The sequence below is a fragment of the Verrucomicrobium sp. BvORR106 genome, assembly GCF_000739655.1.
Taxonomy (GTDB): Bacteria; Verrucomicrobiota; Verrucomicrobiia; order Verrucomicrobiales; family Verrucomicrobiaceae; genus Verrucomicrobium.
The window spans coordinates 24,595-41,326 of sequence record NZ_BATR01000134.1 but is presented as its reverse complement, the minus strand read 5'-3'; the positions used below and the strand labels follow the sequence as shown (position 1 = coordinate 41,326).

The 16,732-nt window shown below is 60.3% G+C and carries 12 protein-coding genes; 6 read left to right on the top strand and 6 right to left on the bottom strand.

The features are described from left to right. The first annotated feature begins 84 nt into the window (after window positions 1-84). The 4 genes from mnmE to BV106_RS25250 all read left to right on the top strand — a co-directional run bounded on the left by mnmE (window position 85) and on the right by BV106_RS25250 (window position 6,463). On the top strand, window positions 85-1,440 hold the full coding sequence (gene mnmE / locus BV106_RS25265) for a tRNA uridine-5-carboxymethylaminomethyl(34) synthesis GTPase MnmE (protein ID WP_038169331.1): 1,356 nt from the start codon (window positions 85-87) through the stop codon (window positions 1,438-1,440). A 123-nt stretch (window positions 1,441-1,563) separates the two neighbouring features. Further along, the gene (gene speA / locus BV106_RS25260) at window positions 1,564-3,492 is read left to right on the top strand and encodes a biosynthetic arginine decarboxylase (RefSeq protein ID WP_038169329.1); all 1,929 of its coding nucleotides are present in this window, start codon (window positions 1,564-1,566) and stop codon (window positions 3,490-3,492) included. 70 nt (window positions 3,493-3,562) lie between these two features. Continuing rightward, window positions 3,563-4,768 (top strand): saccharopine dehydrogenase family protein, encoded by a 1,206-nt coding sequence (locus tag BV106_RS25255; protein WP_038169328.1) that lies wholly within the window; start codon window positions 3,563-3,565, stop codon window positions 4,766-4,768. 624 nt (window positions 4,769-5,392) lie between these two features. Further along, window positions 5,393-6,463 carry an SAM-dependent methyltransferase gene (locus tag BV106_RS25250; RefSeq protein WP_038169326.1) on the top strand — a complete coding sequence of 357 codons (1,071 nt, stop codon included), beginning with the start codon at window positions 5,393-5,395 and terminating at the stop codon, window positions 6,461-6,463. A 1,079-nt stretch (window positions 6,464-7,542) separates the two neighbouring features. On the opposite strand, the gene BV106_RS25245 is transcribed toward BV106_RS25250, so the two are convergent. Then, window positions 7,543-8,709: a glycosyltransferase gene (locus BV106_RS25245; RefSeq protein WP_051946316.1), complete on the bottom strand. Its 1,167-nt coding sequence runs from the start codon at window positions 8,707-8,709 to the stop codon at window positions 7,543-7,545. Window positions 8,710-8,776: 67 nt separating this feature from the next. On the opposite strand from BV106_RS25245, the gene BV106_RS25240 reads away from it, so the two are divergent. Further along, on the top strand, window positions 8,777-9,748 hold the full coding sequence (locus tag BV106_RS25240) for a KpsF/GutQ family sugar-phosphate isomerase (protein ID WP_038169359.1): 972 nt from the start codon (window positions 8,777-8,779) through the stop codon (window positions 9,746-9,748). Between the two features lie 19 nt (window positions 9,749-9,767). Here BV106_RS25240 and BV106_RS25235 read toward each other — a convergent pair whose 3' ends face one another. After that, on the bottom strand, window positions 9,768-12,311 hold the full coding sequence (locus BV106_RS25235; protein WP_038169324.1) for a hypothetical protein: 2,544 nt from the start codon (window positions 12,309-12,311) through the stop codon (window positions 9,768-9,770). Window positions 12,312-12,420: 109 nt separating this feature from the next. Here BV106_RS25235 and BV106_RS25230 point away from each other — a divergent pair, with 109 nt between their 5' ends. Then, on the top strand, window positions 12,421-13,062 hold the full coding sequence (locus BV106_RS25230; RefSeq protein ID WP_038169323.1) for a cyclase family protein: 642 nt from the start codon (window positions 12,421-12,423) through the stop codon (window positions 13,060-13,062). Window positions 13,063-13,080: 18 nt separating this feature from the next. Here the strand turns inward: BV106_RS25230 and BV106_RS25225 are convergent, their stop codons facing one another. The 4 genes from BV106_RS25225 to BV106_RS25205 all read right to left on the bottom strand — a co-directional run bounded on the left by BV106_RS25225 (window position 13,081) and on the right by BV106_RS25205 (window position 16,476). After that, window positions 13,081-14,361: a DUF5722 domain-containing protein gene (locus BV106_RS25225; protein ID WP_051946315.1), complete on the bottom strand. Its 1,281-nt coding sequence runs from the start codon at window positions 14,359-14,361 to the stop codon at window positions 13,081-13,083. Between the two features lie 42 nt (window positions 14,362-14,403). Further along, a complete protein-coding gene (locus BV106_RS25220; protein WP_038169321.1) occupies window positions 14,404-15,054 on the bottom strand; it encodes an HAD hydrolase-like protein in 651 nt (216 codons plus the stop codon). A gap of 396 nt (window positions 15,055-15,450) precedes the next feature. Beyond that, window positions 15,451-15,963, bottom strand: coding sequence for a DUF2726 domain-containing protein (locus tag BV106_RS25210; protein ID WP_051946314.1), 513 nt, complete (start codon window positions 15,961-15,963; stop codon window positions 15,451-15,453). A gap of 108 nt (window positions 15,964-16,071) precedes the next feature. Continuing rightward, the gene (locus tag BV106_RS25205) at window positions 16,072-16,476 is read right to left on the bottom strand and encodes a hypothetical protein (RefSeq protein WP_038169317.1); all 405 of its coding nucleotides are present in this window, start codon (window positions 16,474-16,476) and stop codon (window positions 16,072-16,074) included. Window positions 16,477-16,732: the final 256 nt, after the last annotated feature.

Sequence of the window (16,732 nt, the reverse complement as noted above, 5' to 3'; positions counted from 1 at the left end):
TGATTTCGCATTAAATCTATCTGACCCGGTTTGAGGGGCCCGTCTGGCTCAACTCAAGCCGGGTCATTCTGCTTAGTCCACTTCATGCACGATACGATCGCCGCGATCAGCACTGCCTTTGGTGAGGCCGCCATCAGCGTCCTGCGCCTGTCAGGGGAACATGCCCTCCAGGTGGCCCAACGGGTCTTCAAAGGGAAGAGGGTGCTGGAGGCGCTGGAGCCCCGCGTGCAGCACTTTGGCTCCATCGTGGACGGAGAGGGTGGGGTGGTAGACTCCGTCTTGCTGACGCATTTCCGCGCCCCGGCTAGCTACACCGGCGAAGACGTGGTGGAGATCTCCTGTCACGGCGGCATCCTGGTCACGCGGCGAATTTTTGAGCTGCTTTTGCACCACGGCGCACGCGCTGCTGAGGCGGGTGAGTTTACCCAACGCGCCTTCCTGAGCGGGAAGATGGATCTCACACAAGCCGAGGCGGTGATGGATCTTATTCACGCCCAGAGTGAATTGGCACTTAAAGCGGCCACGCAGCAGTTGGAAGGGCGTTTGGGCAAGGAATCCGAGCATTTGCGCGCGGAGTTGATCGAACTGTTGGCCCATGTGGAGGCCTATATCGACTTCCCGGATGAGGACATCGATCCTGATACTGGGGCTGCGATGCAGAAGCGTCTGGCATCGATCCAACTGCGGGTGGGATCGCTCCTCGATACCGCCCATCACGGACGCATTCTCCGGAGCGGGGCGCGCACCGTGATCTGCGGCGAGCCTAATGTGGGCAAGTCGTCGCTCCTCAATCTGCTGAGCGGCTTTGACCGCGCCATCGTCAGCGCCGAGGCCGGCACCACACGAGATACCATTGAGGAAGTGCTGCACATTCACGGGCTGCCCTTTGTGCTGGTGGACACTGCAGGGATCCGCGAAGGTGCAGGCAGCATCGAGCAGAGCGGGATCGAGCGGACCAATCGGGAAATGGCCCGGGCGGATGTGATTCTAGAGGTGGTGGATGGCAATCAGCCCCGCGAAGCCGCTGGCCGTGTGGCTGGCCTGGAAGACCGCCATGGCTATCTGCTGATCCTGAACAAGAGCGATCTCGGTCTCCATCCGAGCTGGTTGCCTGATGTGGAGCGTGGGGCGATTCTCCTTTCCTGTGAAAACCAGGAGGGCCTGGATCCTCTGCGTGCGGCCATGAGGGATGCTGTGTGGACTGGGGCAGGGGCGGGCAATTCCCACATGGTCGCCATCAACGCCCGGCATCAGGCCTGCTTCCAGCGTGCGGCGGAGGCTTTGGTGCACGGAGCTGCGGCGTTGAAGCGCAATGAGGCCCCGGAGTTTGTTGCAGTTTTTCTCCGTGAGGCGATGGAGGCCGTTGGTGAAGTGACCGGTCGGGTGGACGTCGAGGAAATCCTCGGAGCCATCTTCAGTCGATTCTGCATCGGGAAATGACAGAATGCCCCCGTCCGTCCACCATTTGTTTCCGTAAAGTTCACTTTCCAATCTGGCAAATTGTGTCCACAATCGGCGCTCTTTAGAGCCAGTCACCCCGCGCTAGTTCCCTACAATCCAGAAATGAGCAAGAAACTCCCCCCGTGGTCCATCGAGGAATCCGCCACCACTTACGGCATCCGCGACTGGGGCAATGGATACTTTGACGTCTCCGCCAAAGGCGAAGTCGTGGTGAATCTGAAGGATGGGACAAAGACGAAACCGGTCAGTCTGCCCGACATCGTCCGCGGCATGCGCGAGCGTGGCATGCAGCTTCCCGTGCTCATCCGTTTTGGTGATCTACTTCGCTGGCGGATTGAGGAGCTCAATGAGAGCTTCAACAACGCCATCCGCGAAGCCAACTACAAAGGCGTCTATCGCGGCGTGTACCCCATCAAGGTGAACCAGCAGCAGGAGGTGATTGAAGAAGTCACCCGCTATGGTCGCAAGTACCACTACGGTCTCGAGGCTGGCAGCAAGCCGGAACTCATCGCCGCCCTGGCGTACATGCAGGACCCAGAGGCCTACATCGTGTGCAACGGCTACAAGGATGAGGAGTTCATCGACCTCGCCCTGCGCGCGCAGAAGATGGGCCTGCAGGTCATCCTCGTGTTGGAGATGCCCAGCGAGCTTGATCTCATCCTGGAGCGCTCGAAGTTGCTTGGCATCACGCCGCAGCTCGGGGTGCGCATCCGACTTTCCACAGAGAGTGCCGGTCACTGGAGCGAGAGCGGTGGCGACCAGAGCGTCTTTGGTCTGAACATCAGCCAGGTGATGCGCACTGTGGATGTTCTGCGCGAGAAGGGCATGCTCGACTGCCTGCAGATGCTTCACTACCACCAGGGCTCCCAAATCCCGAGCATTCGCGCCATTCGTAACGCGGCGGTGGAAGCTGCCCGCGTCTATGTCGGCCTCGTGCAGGAAGGTGCCAAGATGGGCATCCTGGACCTCGGCGGTGGCCTGGCGATCAGCTACGACGGTCTCAAGTCCAACGAGACCAGCAGTGCCGACTACGGCATGAAGGAGTACTGCGCGGATGTTATCGAAGCCATCAGCGAAGTCACCGATGAGGCTGGCATCCCGCACCCGAACATCATTTCCGAGTCGGGTCGCGCCATCGTGGCCTACTACTCGGTGCTCGTCATCAACGTGTTGGACATCAACCGCTACGAAGCATCTGGCATCAAGAAGCTGCCGGCCAAGTCGCCGCCGCTGCTGAAGAATGTCTTCGAGCTCTGCGAGCGCGTGCGTAAGAACGGCCAGAAGCTCACCTCAGAGTTCCTTCAAGAGATCTACAACGATGCGGTGTACTACCGTGACAAGATCCGCTCGGAGTTTGGCTCCGGGAAGGTCAGCCTGCGTCAGCGTGCCCAAGGTGAGGAACTCTATTGGGAGATCCTTGCTTGGATCGCCCAGCACGTGAAATCGGGCAACTTTACGGACGAGCAGATGGCCCGGCTGGATGCGGTCCTCACCGATTTCTACTACGGTAACTTCAGTGTCTTCCAGTCCCTGCCTGACTTCTGGGCCATCGACCAGCTCTTCCCGGTGATGCCTATTCACCGGCTGAAGGAGAAGCCCACGCGCACGGTGGTGCTCAGTGACATCACCTGTGACTGCGATGGCAAGATTGACCGGTTCATCCATGACCGTGAGATCAAGTCCAGCCTGCCCCTGCACGACATCAAGGTGGAGGACGAGTACATGCTCGGCATCTTCCTCGTGGGTGCGTATCAGGAGACTCTGGGTGACCTGCACAACCTCCTGGGTGATACCAACGTGGTCAGCGTGCGCATGGAGAACGGCAAGCTGAAGTACACCCGCGAGCTCGAGGGTGACACGGTCAGTGAAGTGCTCAGCTACGTGGAGTACGATCCCAAGGAGATGGTGCGCCGCTTCCGTGTGCTTGCTGAAGACGCGGTGGTGAAAAAACGCATCACGGCCAAGGAGCGCTTCTCCATCATGGAAGCGTATGAAAACGGCCTGCGTGGCTACACCTACTTCGAGTCCTGATCGAATCAGGACGGGCGGCGGAGTGATCCGCCGCTGTGTATTCCTTTAACCTCTTTTTCTTTTTCCAATCATGTCCCACAGAGTCCTCATCATCGGTGCCGGCGGTGTCGGCCGTGTCGTCACTCACAAGTGTGCGCAGCTTCCGGAAGTGTTCGGCGAGATCATGCTCGCCAGCCGCACGAAGTCCAAGTGCGACGGCATTGCTGCCGAACTGAGCCGTCCCATCCAGACCGCGGGTGTGGATGCTGATAACGTGCCTGAGCTGGTGAAGCTGCTGAAGGAGTTCAAGCCTGAAGTGGTGATCAACGTCGCGCTGCCCTACCAGGATCTCACCATCATGGACGCCTGCCTTGAGGCGGGAGTGCACTACATCGACACCGCCAACTACGAGCCACCAGATGTGGCCAAGTTCGAGTACCACTGGCAGTGGGCCTACCAGCAGAAGTTCAAGGACGCGGGTCTGACCGCGCTGCTGGGCTGCGGCTTCGACCCCGGTGTGACCAACGTGTACACCGCGTACGCGCTGAAGCACCACTTCAGCCAGATCGACACGCTCGACATCATCGACTGCAACGCAGGTGACCACGGCAAGGCTTTCGCGACCAACTTCAACCCCGAGATCAACCTTCGCGAAGTGACCGCCAACGGTCGCTACTGGGAAGATGGCAAGTGGGTGGAGACTAAGCCGCTCGAGATCGGTGGTACCTTTGATTTCCCGGCGGGCATTGGCCCCAAGAAGATCTACTGCCTCTATCACGAAGAGCTGGAGAGCCTCACCAAGCACATCCCGATCCGCCGTGCGCGTTTCTGGATGACCTTCTCGGACAACTACATCAAGCACATGGAAGTGCTGGTGAACGTGGGCATGACGGGCATCAAGCCCATCAAGTACCAAGGCGTGGACATCGTGCCCATCCAGTTCCTCAAGGCATTGCTTCCTGAACCCGGTACGCTGGGTGCAGACACCAAGGGCAAGACCTGCATCGGCAACTGGATCGAAGGCACCGGCAAGGACGGCCAGCCGCTCCGCTACTACGTGTACAACATCTGTGACCACGAAGAGTGCTATGCCGAGACCAACTCCCAAGGGGTGAGCTACACCACCGGCGTCCCGGCCATGATCGCCGCCCGCCAGTTGCTCACGAACCCGGCAGAGTACCGCCAGCCCGGCGTGTGGAACGTGGAGCAGTTGAATCCTGATCCCTTCATGGAAGACCTGAACAAGTACGGTCTGCCCTGGTTGGAAACCTTCCCGACCGAGCCGCTCGCGGTGTAAGGGGCGGGTTTTTGCAGATAGAGCAAATTTGAGAAATGGAGGGCACGATGCCCTCCATTTTTTGTGGCGTGGCTGCGGAGTAAAGGATGCGGGGTCTCCGGCCCAGCGGTGTGGCGGGTGTGCGGAGCGGGAAGATGGTCGTGGGACGCTTGGGGCGTGAGCCGGTTGGGACAACCGGACTACGCATGCGGCGACCTCTTGTGCGAGAGCTCAGGTCTTGAGTCTTGTGTCTTATAGTCTGGCGTCTCCCGCGAAGCGGGAAGGGCGGGGTCTCCGGCCCAGCGGTCTGTGGGATGGGCGGAGCGGGGAGGGGATCGTGGGACGTTTGGGGCGTGAGCGGGCTGGGAACCCCCGCCTCCTGTATCCGCGAACATACGCGAGGTGGCTTGCCTAACCCTTTGTGCCTTCGTGCCTTTGTGTGAGCCAATCGCTCCGATTCCGTGACTGATGCTGATTGCCAATCTGCCCGACGCTTTCGCACGTCCCCGACTTCAGGTCTTGCGTCTTGTGTCTTGAAATCTTGTGTCTCCCCCGTAGCAGGTCCGCCCTCCTTTTTCCGTGTCATTTTGCCAGGATCGTCGAAGGTCCACTTTCCTCCGCACCTCATTCCCACGCCGATCCACTGTGTCTGCTCCTGCCCAATTCGTCTATTCCACCTGTCGTGAAGGTTCCGAACGTCTCTTGAAGGCGGAGGTGGCGCGGCGGCATGAGGGGCTGTTGACGCCCGCTTTCATGCGGCCTCAATTCGTAACGTGGAAGGCCACAAGAATACTGCCTCCGGGTTTTGAACTGGGCTGCGTGTTTGGCCGGGCGTCCGGGACTTCGGTGGGATTGTTCCCAGATGAGAAGGCTCTGGTCCAGAAGTTGGGGGAGATTGCCGATGGCCGCCCCTATCATCTGCATGTGTTCCCGAGAGATTGTCACGAGGATGGCGTGTCCAGCTTGCAGTGGGCGGATATGGATGCGCTCCGAGCCCGGTTGATTGGCCACGCCCGCGAGGCGGGATTGTCTGCTCCAACGGAGAGCCGGCCGAACCGAGGCGATCTCATTTTCGACGTCATAGTAGGAGACAAGGCCACGGAACCTCTCTTCCTTGGTCGCCATCTTCACAGTGCCAGTCATCACCCTCTCGCAGGCGGTCTGCCGCGATTGGAACTGCCTCTGGAGGCTCCCTCACGCGCTTGGCTGAAGATGGAGCAGGCTCTCGCTTGGTCGGGTCTGGACGGAAAGCAGTCTCTACAGGGTCAGGTCGTGCTGGAACTCGGCAGCGCGCCGGGCGGAGCCAGCTACTCTCTTCTCCAACACGGCGCTCAGGTTTATGGCGTCGATACTGGGGTGATGGATCCGGATGTGTTGTGTTTCCACGATGCCACGACGGGTGCGAGGTTCCAACACCTACGCATGGCGGTGGGCACCCTGGCCCCGCATCACCTGCCCCCGGAGGTGGACATCCTCGTGTCCGACATGAACCTCGCCCCTGGTGTGGTCATTCCGTATCTTGAGAACTTGTGCCGCCGCCATCGTCCTGCGCTTCTCATCCTCACCATGAAGCTGACCGAAGAGCGATTGGAAAGCAAAGTGGGAGAGATCTTGGGATCTCTCCGTCGCTTCGTGCCGACACCGTTGAGGGCGACTCAACTGCCTGCGAACCGCCGTGAAGTGTGCGTGGTGGCGGGTGGTCTGGGGGCGGTGTGAGGGGGGAGTTAGGGGTTAAGGGGAATGGGTTAGAGTTATGGGCTGCTTGCATTGGGGGGGGCGCACTGGCGGGAAGTAGGAGTTAAACGAGATTCGATGAGCTGGAGGGACTGTAGAAGAGCCGTCCCGGCTCTTGGTTGCGCGGGAGGATGTGGGTGACGATCGTGGGGGTGTTGATGACGATGGGGAGGAAGAGATGTGTGGTGGCCTCCACACCTGATGCTCTGCCCCGCACCAAACCCAGGGTGTGACTCGCTTAGGGCTCGTCCAACCCTGGGCTGAGGTAGATATCCCCTTCAGGGATAAGCTTCGACTGCGGACGAGGTTAGGGAAGCTCGGGGAGCGCACGCATCTTGCGTGCTGTTTCCGGCATCTTGCCGAGAATGCCATGGAGTGCGTAGTCGTGGCAGGTGGGTTATATGAAAGATTCGAGGGGTTGGAGGGACTGTAGAAGAGCCGTCCCGGCTCTTGGTTGCGCGGGAGGACGCGAGTGACGGTCGCGGAGGTGTTGATGGTGATGGGGAGGAAGAGATGGATGCCGGAGGCGACGTCGCTGGCATCCGCTCCGGGATGCAATACTGAATCTGAACTTCCGGAGGTATCAGTCGCTACGCTCCTTCAACCGTCCGGCTAATGGCTTTGATGCCTCCGGCATCGGGCAATCCGTGCGGGGCCACCATCAGATCATCAAAGTCGACAAGCCAACTTCCCGATGAGGGATAAGCTTCGACTATGCGGAGGAGGTCAAGGAAGCTTGGGGAGCGCATGCATCCTGCGTGCTGTTTCCGGCATCTTGCTGGGAACGTCAGTGACGTTGTATGTTGCCAAGACTTTGAGGCCGCATTCCGTGTCGCGACTGAGCATCGGGCAGGCCGCCTGCGCTCCCCAATGCAAAATGCATCGCAGCGCGGGAGTCAGGGGAGAGGAAATACGCAGTCTGCTTTGGTCGTGCGATCACCCGGCGCATGCCTTCCGCAGGATGCAGAAGGCTGCACGCAGGATGCGTGCGGTCCCCATGAATCTCGCGGCGGCGCTGCAAGGCGTTTCCTTGAACCCCCACAACCCATAACTCCTAACTCTTAACGCCCGCCCCCTTCCATCAACTCCCGATAGCAATCCTCCAGCACCTTGATATTCGCCGTGCGGTCAAACATCGCCTCGACGCGAGCTCTTGCTTGCAGCGCCATGGCGTGGCTCCTTTGAGGATCTTTGATCAACGCGAGCAATCCAGCCGAGAGACCCGCGCTGTCGTTCTCGTCCACGAGCCAGCCGCTTTCGCCGGACTCTATCGCCTCGGGAATGCCGCCGTGTTTGGTGGCGACTACCGTTGCTCCGCTGGCCATCGCTTCGAGCATGGCGTTGGGCACGCCTTCGCGATTGCCATCGCCTGTGGTCCGGCTGGGATGGAGGAAAAAGTGCGAGGTCGCGACTTCCCGCCTGAGATCTGCCTGATCCAGGAACCCGGCAAACTTGACGGCCTCAGCCACACCCAGACGGGCGGCTTGAGCTTGCAGTTCTTCTTTGAGGGGGCCGTCTCCAGCAATGGTCAGCGTGGCCTTGGGAAACTCCCGGTGCACGGCGGCAAAGGCATCCAGGGTCAGGTCCAGGCCCTTTTTGGCAATGAGACGACAGCTCTGGAAAAGTCGCCAGGCACCGTCCGCTGGAATCTCGCGCGGAGTGAAGGTCCACTCCTCCAGTGGGATGCTGGTGCGCTGTACGCGCACTTTCTCCGCGGGGCATCCCAGCTTGATCAGGTCATCCGCCAGGCTCTGCGACCGTGCCTGGATGAGATCGGCGGTGGCGAACACCTCACGCAAGGGGGCCAGGTGGTTGGGCTTGTTCACATCCACCCCGGCATCGGCTCCGTGAAAGGAGACCACCACAGGGTGGGGGCAGGCCTTGATCAGGGGCAGAAAATGGATGGCGGTGTGGCCAAAGTAGATGTGCAGCAGTTTGGCCTCAGCCCGCTCCAGTTCGAGCAGGGCGTGACGCACCTCCCAGGTGTAGAGATGCCAGGGGGCCTTCTTGATGTTCTTGTGCACCCAGCGCCGCCACCAGCGTAGTTTCGGCTTGGGTAGCACCACGAGCCGCTTCTTGGGGAAGGGGAAGCGGGCGTCGTTTTCTCGTTTATGGGTGAACACCCAGGGTTCCAGCGCCTGCAATCCGGTGACCTGCCGATACACATGCAGCATGTCCGCCTTGAGGAAGTCAGACACGTAACTGGCAATCACAGGCTTTTTCGGCATTGCGGGCGGGTGGGGATTCTCTAGTTTGGCGGGAGGCATCCCTAGTTGAATGCTGGCCCCTGTCACCATGAATTTTCCTGAGAAAGCACGTCGCGTCATCGAGCTGGAAATTGAAGAACTGAACCGGCTGCGGGACCGCGTGGGAGACAGTTTCACGGAGGCGGTGAACGTTCTGCTGGGCTGTCTCACCGCGACGCGGAAGATCGTGGTCTGCGGGGTGGGGAAGAGCGGAAACATCGGCCGCAAGCTCGTGGCCACGCTGAACAGCACGGGGGCCACCAGTGTGAATCTCAATGCCCAGGATGCCCTGCACGGGGATCTGGGGGTGCTGGATGACGGCGATGCCGTGGTCCTGCTCAGCTACAGCGGGGAGACGCAAGAGCTGGTGGACCTGCTGCCGCATCTGCGTCGCCACCGGGTAACGCTGATCGCGATCACCGGGGGGCTGAGCAGCACCTTGGCACGCAATGCCGATGTGGTGCTTGATGTTCACGTGCAGCGTGAAGCCTGCCCGCTGAATCTGGCCCCCACCTCCAGCACGACGGCGATGCTGGTGCTGTGCGATGCCCTGGCCATGGTGCTCCTGGAGGCCCGAGGCTTCCGTGAGGATGACTTTGCCAAGTATCACCCCAGTGGATCACTGGGGCGCGCCCTGCTCACCAAGGTGGGGGACGTCATGCGTGCGGGGCCTTCTCTGGCGCTGGCCACCGAGGAATCGACCATTCAGGAGGCCTTGCAGGCTATGACGCGGGCCCGCTGTGGCGCGGCGGTGATCGTCGATCCGGCGGGGAAGCTCGCCGGGGTGTTTACCCACGGAGATTTCGTGCGCGCCTTCCAGGCAGATCCCAACATTGCGGGCCGTCCTGTCGCTCACTTCATGACGCGAAATCCGGTGAGCATTGCGGAGACCAAACTGGCCGCTGAAGTGCTGGCGGTGCTGGAACATCACCGGGTGGATGACCTGGTGGTGCTCAATGAGGCGGGGCAACCCGTGGGCCTCGTGGACACCCAGGACCTCACCCGCATGAAGCTGGTATGAGGTCCAGGCGCCAGATGGTTCACTTGATGTAGGTATCCATATCGCAGCCAAACTTCCGGTTTGGCACCGTGGCAGTGACCTGACGATAGGCAGAGCCGTCCCAGATGATCAGCTCGAGAGGGGCATCTGCCTTCATGTTCCTGAGCAGAAGATACTGCTCCAGGGTCTGCACCCGATGGCCATCCAGTGCCACCACGATGTGGCCCAACTTTAATCCGCTGCGGACCAGCAACTGGCTGCTGGAGGTGAACTCGACGCCATCAGATGGAGCTTCCTTGAAGTCCGCCAGCGCGGCGTCCTGGATCCCTTCAGGGAAGACGGGTGCCAGGGCCTGCTTGTAGGCGTCGGCGATTTTCGGGTCGCGCTCTTGGTTGCGTTCCAGAAAGGCAATGAGAGGGGCGTTGTCGTTGTACCGTTCGCCGATGGCGGCAAGGTACTTGGCGGCCTCCTCCCACTTGTCCATGCGCTCCATGAGCTTGGCCATGGTTTCCAGCCCGCGGTAGGAGTACACCTCCGCTGCTGCGGTGGCGATCTTCACGGCATCGTCAGTACGTCCGTTGTCAAAATAGTGGGTGACCAGCCAGTCTGCGTGGTTCGCCCAGGACACGCGGTCGTTGGCCATCTCAAACGCCGCCTGGTAGGCGAAGGCGGCATCTTCCTTGAACCCTTTTTCCACCAGGTACTGGCCCAGTTCGATGAACTCATCCGGGTTGAGCTGGCAGATCCGGGTCATGTAGGCCATGTAGGCCTTGGGGTCCCCTTTGAGGGTTGCGCTGATGTGCTCCATCACCGGCAGGTGATACTCCTCCAGCTTCGTGTAGGCCTGGCGGAACTGCTCGATCGTAGGGGAGTTCCCGTGCTTCTTGTACAGGTAGGACCGGGCCACATCATATTGATAGGGGGCGGTGGCGGCCAGTTTGTCCCAGAACCCGATGCTGGCATTGTAGAGCGTGCCGAGATCGATGTAGCGGGATCGGAAGTCGTACGCGGTTCCGAGAGTCAACTCCTGGGTGAACCACGCCTGGGCCCGGGGCAGGGAGGTGGCTGGGGCGGTGAAGCGGCCCTTCTGACGCAGCGTGGCCCAGTTGCAGCAGGTGACGAGATCGGGCTGCTTCCGGCAGATGGCGCTGGCGTCTTCCACCGCGGTGCGATAGAGCTTCTCCGTGGTGGCGATCCGCTTCAATGCAAAGGGCAGCAGGCGCATGCCGGCGAAGTGTTGCAGCACCTGCCTTTCAAAACTCGCCGCAGCATCCGGTACGCCCCACATATCCCGCAGAAAGACCTGGGTGCGGTCCATGGCATGGCAGAGTTGCCGCTGATGGCTGGCGGCGACGAAGCCCCAGCCCAGCACCTCCAGCGCAGGCTTGCCGTTCTGATTCTTGCCCAGGCAACGGGTGGGGGGATCGTTGAGGATTACGACCAGATTGTCCGTCTTGAGATCCTTGCCGGACCAGGTCTTCCAGGATTTTGCCAGATCGGCGATCTCCCGTTCGATCCAGCCGTTGGTGAGGGCATGTCCCTCCCCCACGCTGAAGCCTTGCTCGGTGGCGATGCGGCTCCAGTCGGGCACTTCCGCAGGGGGATTCTGCTCGAAAGTCTTGATCAGTGCGCTCGCATCCCGGCAGGTGATGATTGCCCGCGCATGCTCCCGGCGTTCCAGCAGAGTGACTTCGCCCGGCTTCTCCACCAGACGCCAGTCGCTGGTGTTGCGGAGTTTCAACGCCCGCTGCCAGGCAGTGAGTTCTGCAGGGAGTTTTTCAATGCGGTCCAGGGCATCCGCCTGACGACAGGCCAGGGTGAGGAGGATGGCCTCGGCCAGTTCCCGTTCTGGGGTGGACTCCGGGGAAAGGCTCCGGGCCAATGCCAGGTGGGCCGTCATACGGCAGAGCGCAGGGCGGGCATCTGAGAAAGCGCCCGCAGCCTCCCGCAGGGCCAGCGATCCGACCAGCAGGGCGGATTGGTCGTGCAAGCCCGCATCCAGCGGTGCTTGATTCAGCTCCTTGGACAGGCGGTTGGACTCCTCCATCAGAACGGTGCTGGTGGGCTCCTGGAGCTTCTTGGCGAGCTCCAGGCCACTTGCTCCTGTTGATTTATCCTGTTTGGCCTTCTGCGGAGTGATCTTCCAGCCCTTCTGGAGGGCTTGAGCCCAGGGGACGAAGTTCTCTGGGGCCCAGAGGTAGCCGCTGAGGGGCAGGGAGGTGCTGGCCTTGTCTTTCTTGGCGCGTGGGGCAGAGGCTGAGACGAGGTAGTTGGTGTCCCCGTGCGAGACGGACTCGACCTTTACCTCAAGGGAGGCGAGCTCTTCCGCAGACGCTTTGGGATGGCTGGCAATGAGGCAGACCTCTGCAATGTCTCGCGCGACTTGATCCACCAGCCAGGCGGACTCCGAGCTCCACTTCCATGTCACATCCACCCCGGGAGTCGGTGGCTTGCGATTGGCGTTGCTGGACTCCACTCCCGGGAGGGACAGATTGTCGTCGATTCGAACAAATTTCCACCATGCCCATGCTCCCATGCCCGTGGCCCAGATCCCCAGAATCACCAAGTTACGCCCCATGCTCATCGAGGAAAATGACTCGCGTTTACACATTGTGTAAACCGGTGAAAGTCAGAATATCTTGGGTCTGAAATGAAAGAAATCGTGCAAAAGCCGACGCATCAACCGTTCAGCCATGTCCATGCTCGTTGACCTCTCCCATCCCATCCGTCAGGGCCAGCCGTCGTTTCCTGGAGATCCTGAACTTTCCGTGGAGGCGCACTTCACCACCGCCTCAGGTCCACGATGCAATCTGTCTCGCATCACCATGAGCTCTCATCACGGGACTCATCTGGATGCGATGTTCCACTTTGTGGAGGATGGGCGCACCCTGGACCAGATGCCGCTGGAGTGGTTCTACGGACCGGCCCGGGTCATCCGGGTGCCCAAGCAGGCGGGGGAGGAAATTACCTCCGACGACTTCCGCAGGCACGAGGCGGTGCTCACCCCTGGGGCCAGGATCCTCTTTGAGACAGGCTGGCATCGTGAGTACGGTACCCTGCGATACTATGAAGAGGCTCCCTCCATGACCCAGGAGGCCGCCGTGTATCTGGCATCCCGCCAGCTGCGCCTCATCGGCATGGACACCCCTACGCCGGGCAAGGACTACTATGAAATCCACCACACCCTTCTGGGGCATGGGGTGGAGATGGTGATCGTGGAAGGGCTGGCCAATTTGGACGCCCTGCCGGATGACCGCGAGTTCCAGTTCATCGGTTTTCCCTTGAACTTTGCGGGGCGGGACGGCTCGCCGATCCGGGCTGTGGCGGAGTGCTGAGGCGCTTTGTTCCAGTCTCTAGGGGCCTTTGAGCTCATCCCACGACTTCAGTCCCACCACGGGGAGCGCGAACTTGGCGGCTTCATCCCAGGCGGGCGTGTTTGCCTTCTGGAAGAGGTCGTAGAAGGGCCGCTTCCGGCCGGGCTCGGAGATGGTGCCGGGCTTGGTGGTCCAGAGTCCCAGCTTGAGCCCGCCTTCCTGAGTGTGGTCCACATGACGATGCCAGATGAGGGCATCGATGTCCGGCTGGCGGCGCACCTTCTCCCACACGTAGGCGAATCCGGCGGCCTGGAGTGTTTCTCCATCGGGAGTATCCGGGCAGTGCAGCCCTTGTTCACTGAGGATGATGCGGCGTGGTTTGCCCTGCCAGAGGAGGTCTGGGCGGGTCATGTGCCGGGTGGCCACCTCCAGGTTCTTGAAGGTGATGTGCGGCGAGTCTTCCGTGGGCCAGGCGTTCTTGTCCTCCCAGGTGCGTGGATTGCCCAGATCATCGGGGTAGGGGTGGTGCGCCACATGCCACTCGAAGTCGCCGTGCTCCCGCGCGGTGCGGGCGAAGTTGTCCAGGAACTCCTTCGTCTTATAGGCCTCCGTCGGGCTGATGCCGGGGACGGAGATGTTCCAATGATGATCAAAGGACAGGTAGCAACGGGCATGCAGGGAGTGCCGCCTCACGGCGTCGTGAGTGGAGCGGACTGCTTTCTCATACTCCACCGCCGCTTCGGCCACGGGCATCTGGCCAAGGTTGTACCAGGTGAACTGGGAGTTCACTTCATTGCCCACAATGTATCCCCAAACCTGACCGGAGGCTGAGCTGGCGCCGCTGTAGCGTGCGGCGAGGAATTCGATCAACGCCCGGTAGTGGCGCAGTCCGGTGTCATTCGCCGTGTTGAAGGCGGGGATGATGTACTTCCCGTCGGCCCGGGCCTTGGGATGAATCAAAATGGCGTCCTTCTCCGGGTTGCGGCTCGGGTACTGGATGAGGATCAGATAGACCAGCACGCCCGCGTCGGAGAGGGGCTTGATCTGGCGGTCGAGACTGCGGGCGTAGTCTTCGTTGATGAAGTACTCGCGGTCATCCGAGCGGAAGCTGACGCGGTGAGCGGTGCCTGCGTCTGCCAGGAGCGCGGCCAGATTCACGTTGATGCCGGCATGCCGGATGCCCAGGGTGAGGGCGTCGTCCACCATCTGCACCTGCAGGCCCTTCTTGGAGTCGGTCGTGGGGAAGGGGCGCTGGTCTTGGGCCAGACTCCACTGGGTAAAGAGAACAGCGAAGAGGAAGGGGGCGAACAGCTTGAGCATGTCTGGGTGAGGGGAAGTAAGTCTGAAGCAACTCCGGCAGCGTTACAGACTGGCGGGCGCGGGGGCTGATAGAACGATATCGCTGATCTGGCCGATAGTATCGAAGACCACGGTGGCCCCTGCCTCCCTCAACGCGGTGGCATGGCAGATCCCCCAGGACACGCCTCCAAAAGGGAGTCCCACGTCAAGTGACGCAGTCAGATCCCGCATTTCATCACCCACGCTCAGGATCGATTCTGCGGGGAGACCGCTCTTTCGGATCACTTTGCGGAGCTTGCGACTCTTGCCAAAAAACGAGGCACCGCACTCATACTGCTCCACGAGGCTGGCCAGACTCTCTCCCAAGATCTGCCGGATGTTGCTTTCTGAATTGGAACTCACGATCGCGATTCGCACTCCGTTCTCGGAGAGATGCCTGAGGAGGTCGGCTGCGCCGGGGTACAGTTGTATTTCGTGCAGTTTGGCCGCCATCATGCGGCGCCCGTCACGGGCGATGAGAACGAGTTTCCAGCGGGGAATCTTGAGGAGACGGGGAATGCTGGCGGCTTCGGGGCCTCGGATAGCTTCCCGATCAGCATCAGTGAGGCGAGGAAAATGGTGACGGTCCGCAATTTCGTCTGCTACGCCCATCATCCAAGGCACGGAGTCAGCCAGGGTCCCGTCGAAATCAAAAATAACCAGTCGATACTTCACGCGGCCACCTTATCCGCCGCTCATTGCTGGGGATCAAGCGGAGAAGGTGGAGTGTCGCCTTTTGGGATACCCGACGGGCGCGTTTGGCCGCGGGCCGTGCTTGCGTGGGTTTTGGTCACGGGCTTGCCCACCTCACAGACTCCGCAGGATTTCAACCAGGTGCCCGACGCGAACAAAAAGGCGGGCGGAAGGATGGAGGGCAAAGTAGTACTGGTCATGGCAGAGCGCGAGGGCGCAGACACCGTGCCTATTAACCAAAATTATTAAATGTGTCTGAAATTGAGAGTTTTGTGAATCCGCAGGCGTGTATGCGACAGTGCCGGACGATGCAAGATGCAAGGCTAAGCCCCTCCCCGATGGCAATTTGCAAGGCTATGGAAAAGCCGACGCCGCGAATTAGCCCCGGCGAGGGGAAAACTTGGAGGTGAGCAGGTCCCTCAACTCACGGTGCTCGTATTCCCGTTTCACCGGGACTCGCAGCAGCGGCACCGAGGCGGATTGCAGGGCCGAGTCAAAGAAGACGTCGCGGGCCTTGCGATCTGGGCGTCGATGGCTCCGGTCGTCCAGCTCAATCACACCCAGGATACGGAAGGTGGAGACCTCGCAGATCACAAAGTCCGCGTGCTTGGACTTGATCCGGTTGAACGCCCGACATTGGGATTTCCGGTTGGCACCCTGGCTGACCAGGAGGATGTCCGCGAGGCGCACCTTGCAGGCGACATAGCAGCCAGGAGGAATGACCTGCTGGAGAGATCGAAAAAAGTGCAACTCGGCACCGGTGAGGAGCACTCCCGCAGAGCAATAACCGGTCTTGTCCGCCCCAAAAACGGCGATCAACCGCGCCAAGACCAAAACAGCCACCAAGGCGGAGATAGCGAGCGCGAAGTTACCTTGAGTGACCCAATCCATCCCTTAACAAGTCCAAATTGTCAGGGATCGCAACCGAAACGCGAAACGATTTGGGTGGATTGGATGTCCGGCTCGCGAACGGCCGGAATCCTGAAGGATTGGAACTCTCTAGCGATTCCCCACCGACGAGGTCATCAAGATGTGGGGACCGTTCGCCGTGGGGGCAAGGAGCTTTTCCTTCTCCTTCAACTCAGGAGACAGGGAGCGCTTGCCGAACCAGACGCGGCCTTGTTCAAACACGACATGGGGTTCCCGTTCGCTCATGGTTGGGGCGAGCTTGGGAACGACGCTAGGGGCGTACATGGTGCCCATGGTGACGTTGTCACGGAGACCCAGCACATCGGTCACCGCCTTTTGCGCGAGACGGACAGCTTTGCTTTCGAGAGGCAGATCCTCCCGCTCAAGTTCATCGCGATTGCAGGTGACGCCTGCATACGTTTCCACGGTGCCGTATGAGTACTTGGCATCCACGGTGGCTTCGAACGAAACCCAGACTTTAAAGAGCTTTTCCATTTTTTCCTGAGGCTTTGGGGGGCGATGCTTTGGAAGGGTAATCTTTCCTGCGCAACAAGCGAAATCACATGGCTCTACTGTAGACCTCATCCAACGCTCTTAGTTCGAAGCGTTTCTGACCTGGTTGAGGATTTCCGACTTTACGAAAAAATATAACCATATGATGTCTGGTGGCAACGAAAAATTCACCTACTCGGAGTCGCCCCATATCGAACATCCCCGGAGTTATGGATGCAACAATTTACTTAATCTATTG

What these genes read in the sequence shown, in the direction of transcription:
- BV106_RS25240 (WP_038169359.1), top strand. Translation starts at nt 8,777, where the DNA reads ATGAATTTTCCTGAGAAAGCACGTCGCGTCATCGAGCTGGAAATTGAA.
- speA (WP_038169329.1), top strand. Translation starts at nt 1,564, where the DNA reads ATGAGCAAGAAACTCCCCCCGTGGTCCATCGAGGAATCCGCCACCACT.
- BV106_RS25235 (WP_038169324.1), bottom strand. Translation starts at nt 12,311, where the DNA reads ATGAGCATGGGGCGTAACTTGGTGATTCTGGGGATCTGGGCCACGGGC.
- BV106_RS25210 (WP_051946314.1), bottom strand. Translation starts at nt 15,963, where the DNA reads ATGGATTGGGTCACTCAAGGTAACTTCGCGCTCGCTATCTCCGCCTTG.
- BV106_RS25225 (WP_051946315.1), bottom strand. Translation starts at nt 14,361, where the DNA reads ATGCTCAAGCTGTTCGCCCCCTTCCTCTTCGCTGTTCTCTTTACCCAG.
- BV106_RS25205 (WP_038169317.1), bottom strand. Translation starts at nt 16,476, where the DNA reads ATGGAAAAGCTCTTTAAAGTCTGGGTTTCGTTCGAAGCCACCGTGGAT.
- BV106_RS25255 (WP_038169328.1), top strand. Translation starts at nt 3,563, where the DNA reads ATGTCCCACAGAGTCCTCATCATCGGTGCCGGCGGTGTCGGCCGTGTC.
- BV106_RS25230 (WP_038169323.1), top strand. Translation starts at nt 12,421, where the DNA reads ATGTCCATGCTCGTTGACCTCTCCCATCCCATCCGTCAGGGCCAGCCG.
- BV106_RS25245 (WP_051946316.1), bottom strand. Translation starts at nt 8,709, where the DNA reads ATGCCGAAAAAGCCTGTGATTGCCAGTTACGTGTCTGACTTCCTCAAG.
- mnmE (WP_038169331.1), top strand. Translation starts at nt 85, where the DNA reads ATGCACGATACGATCGCCGCGATCAGCACTGCCTTTGGTGAGGCCGCC.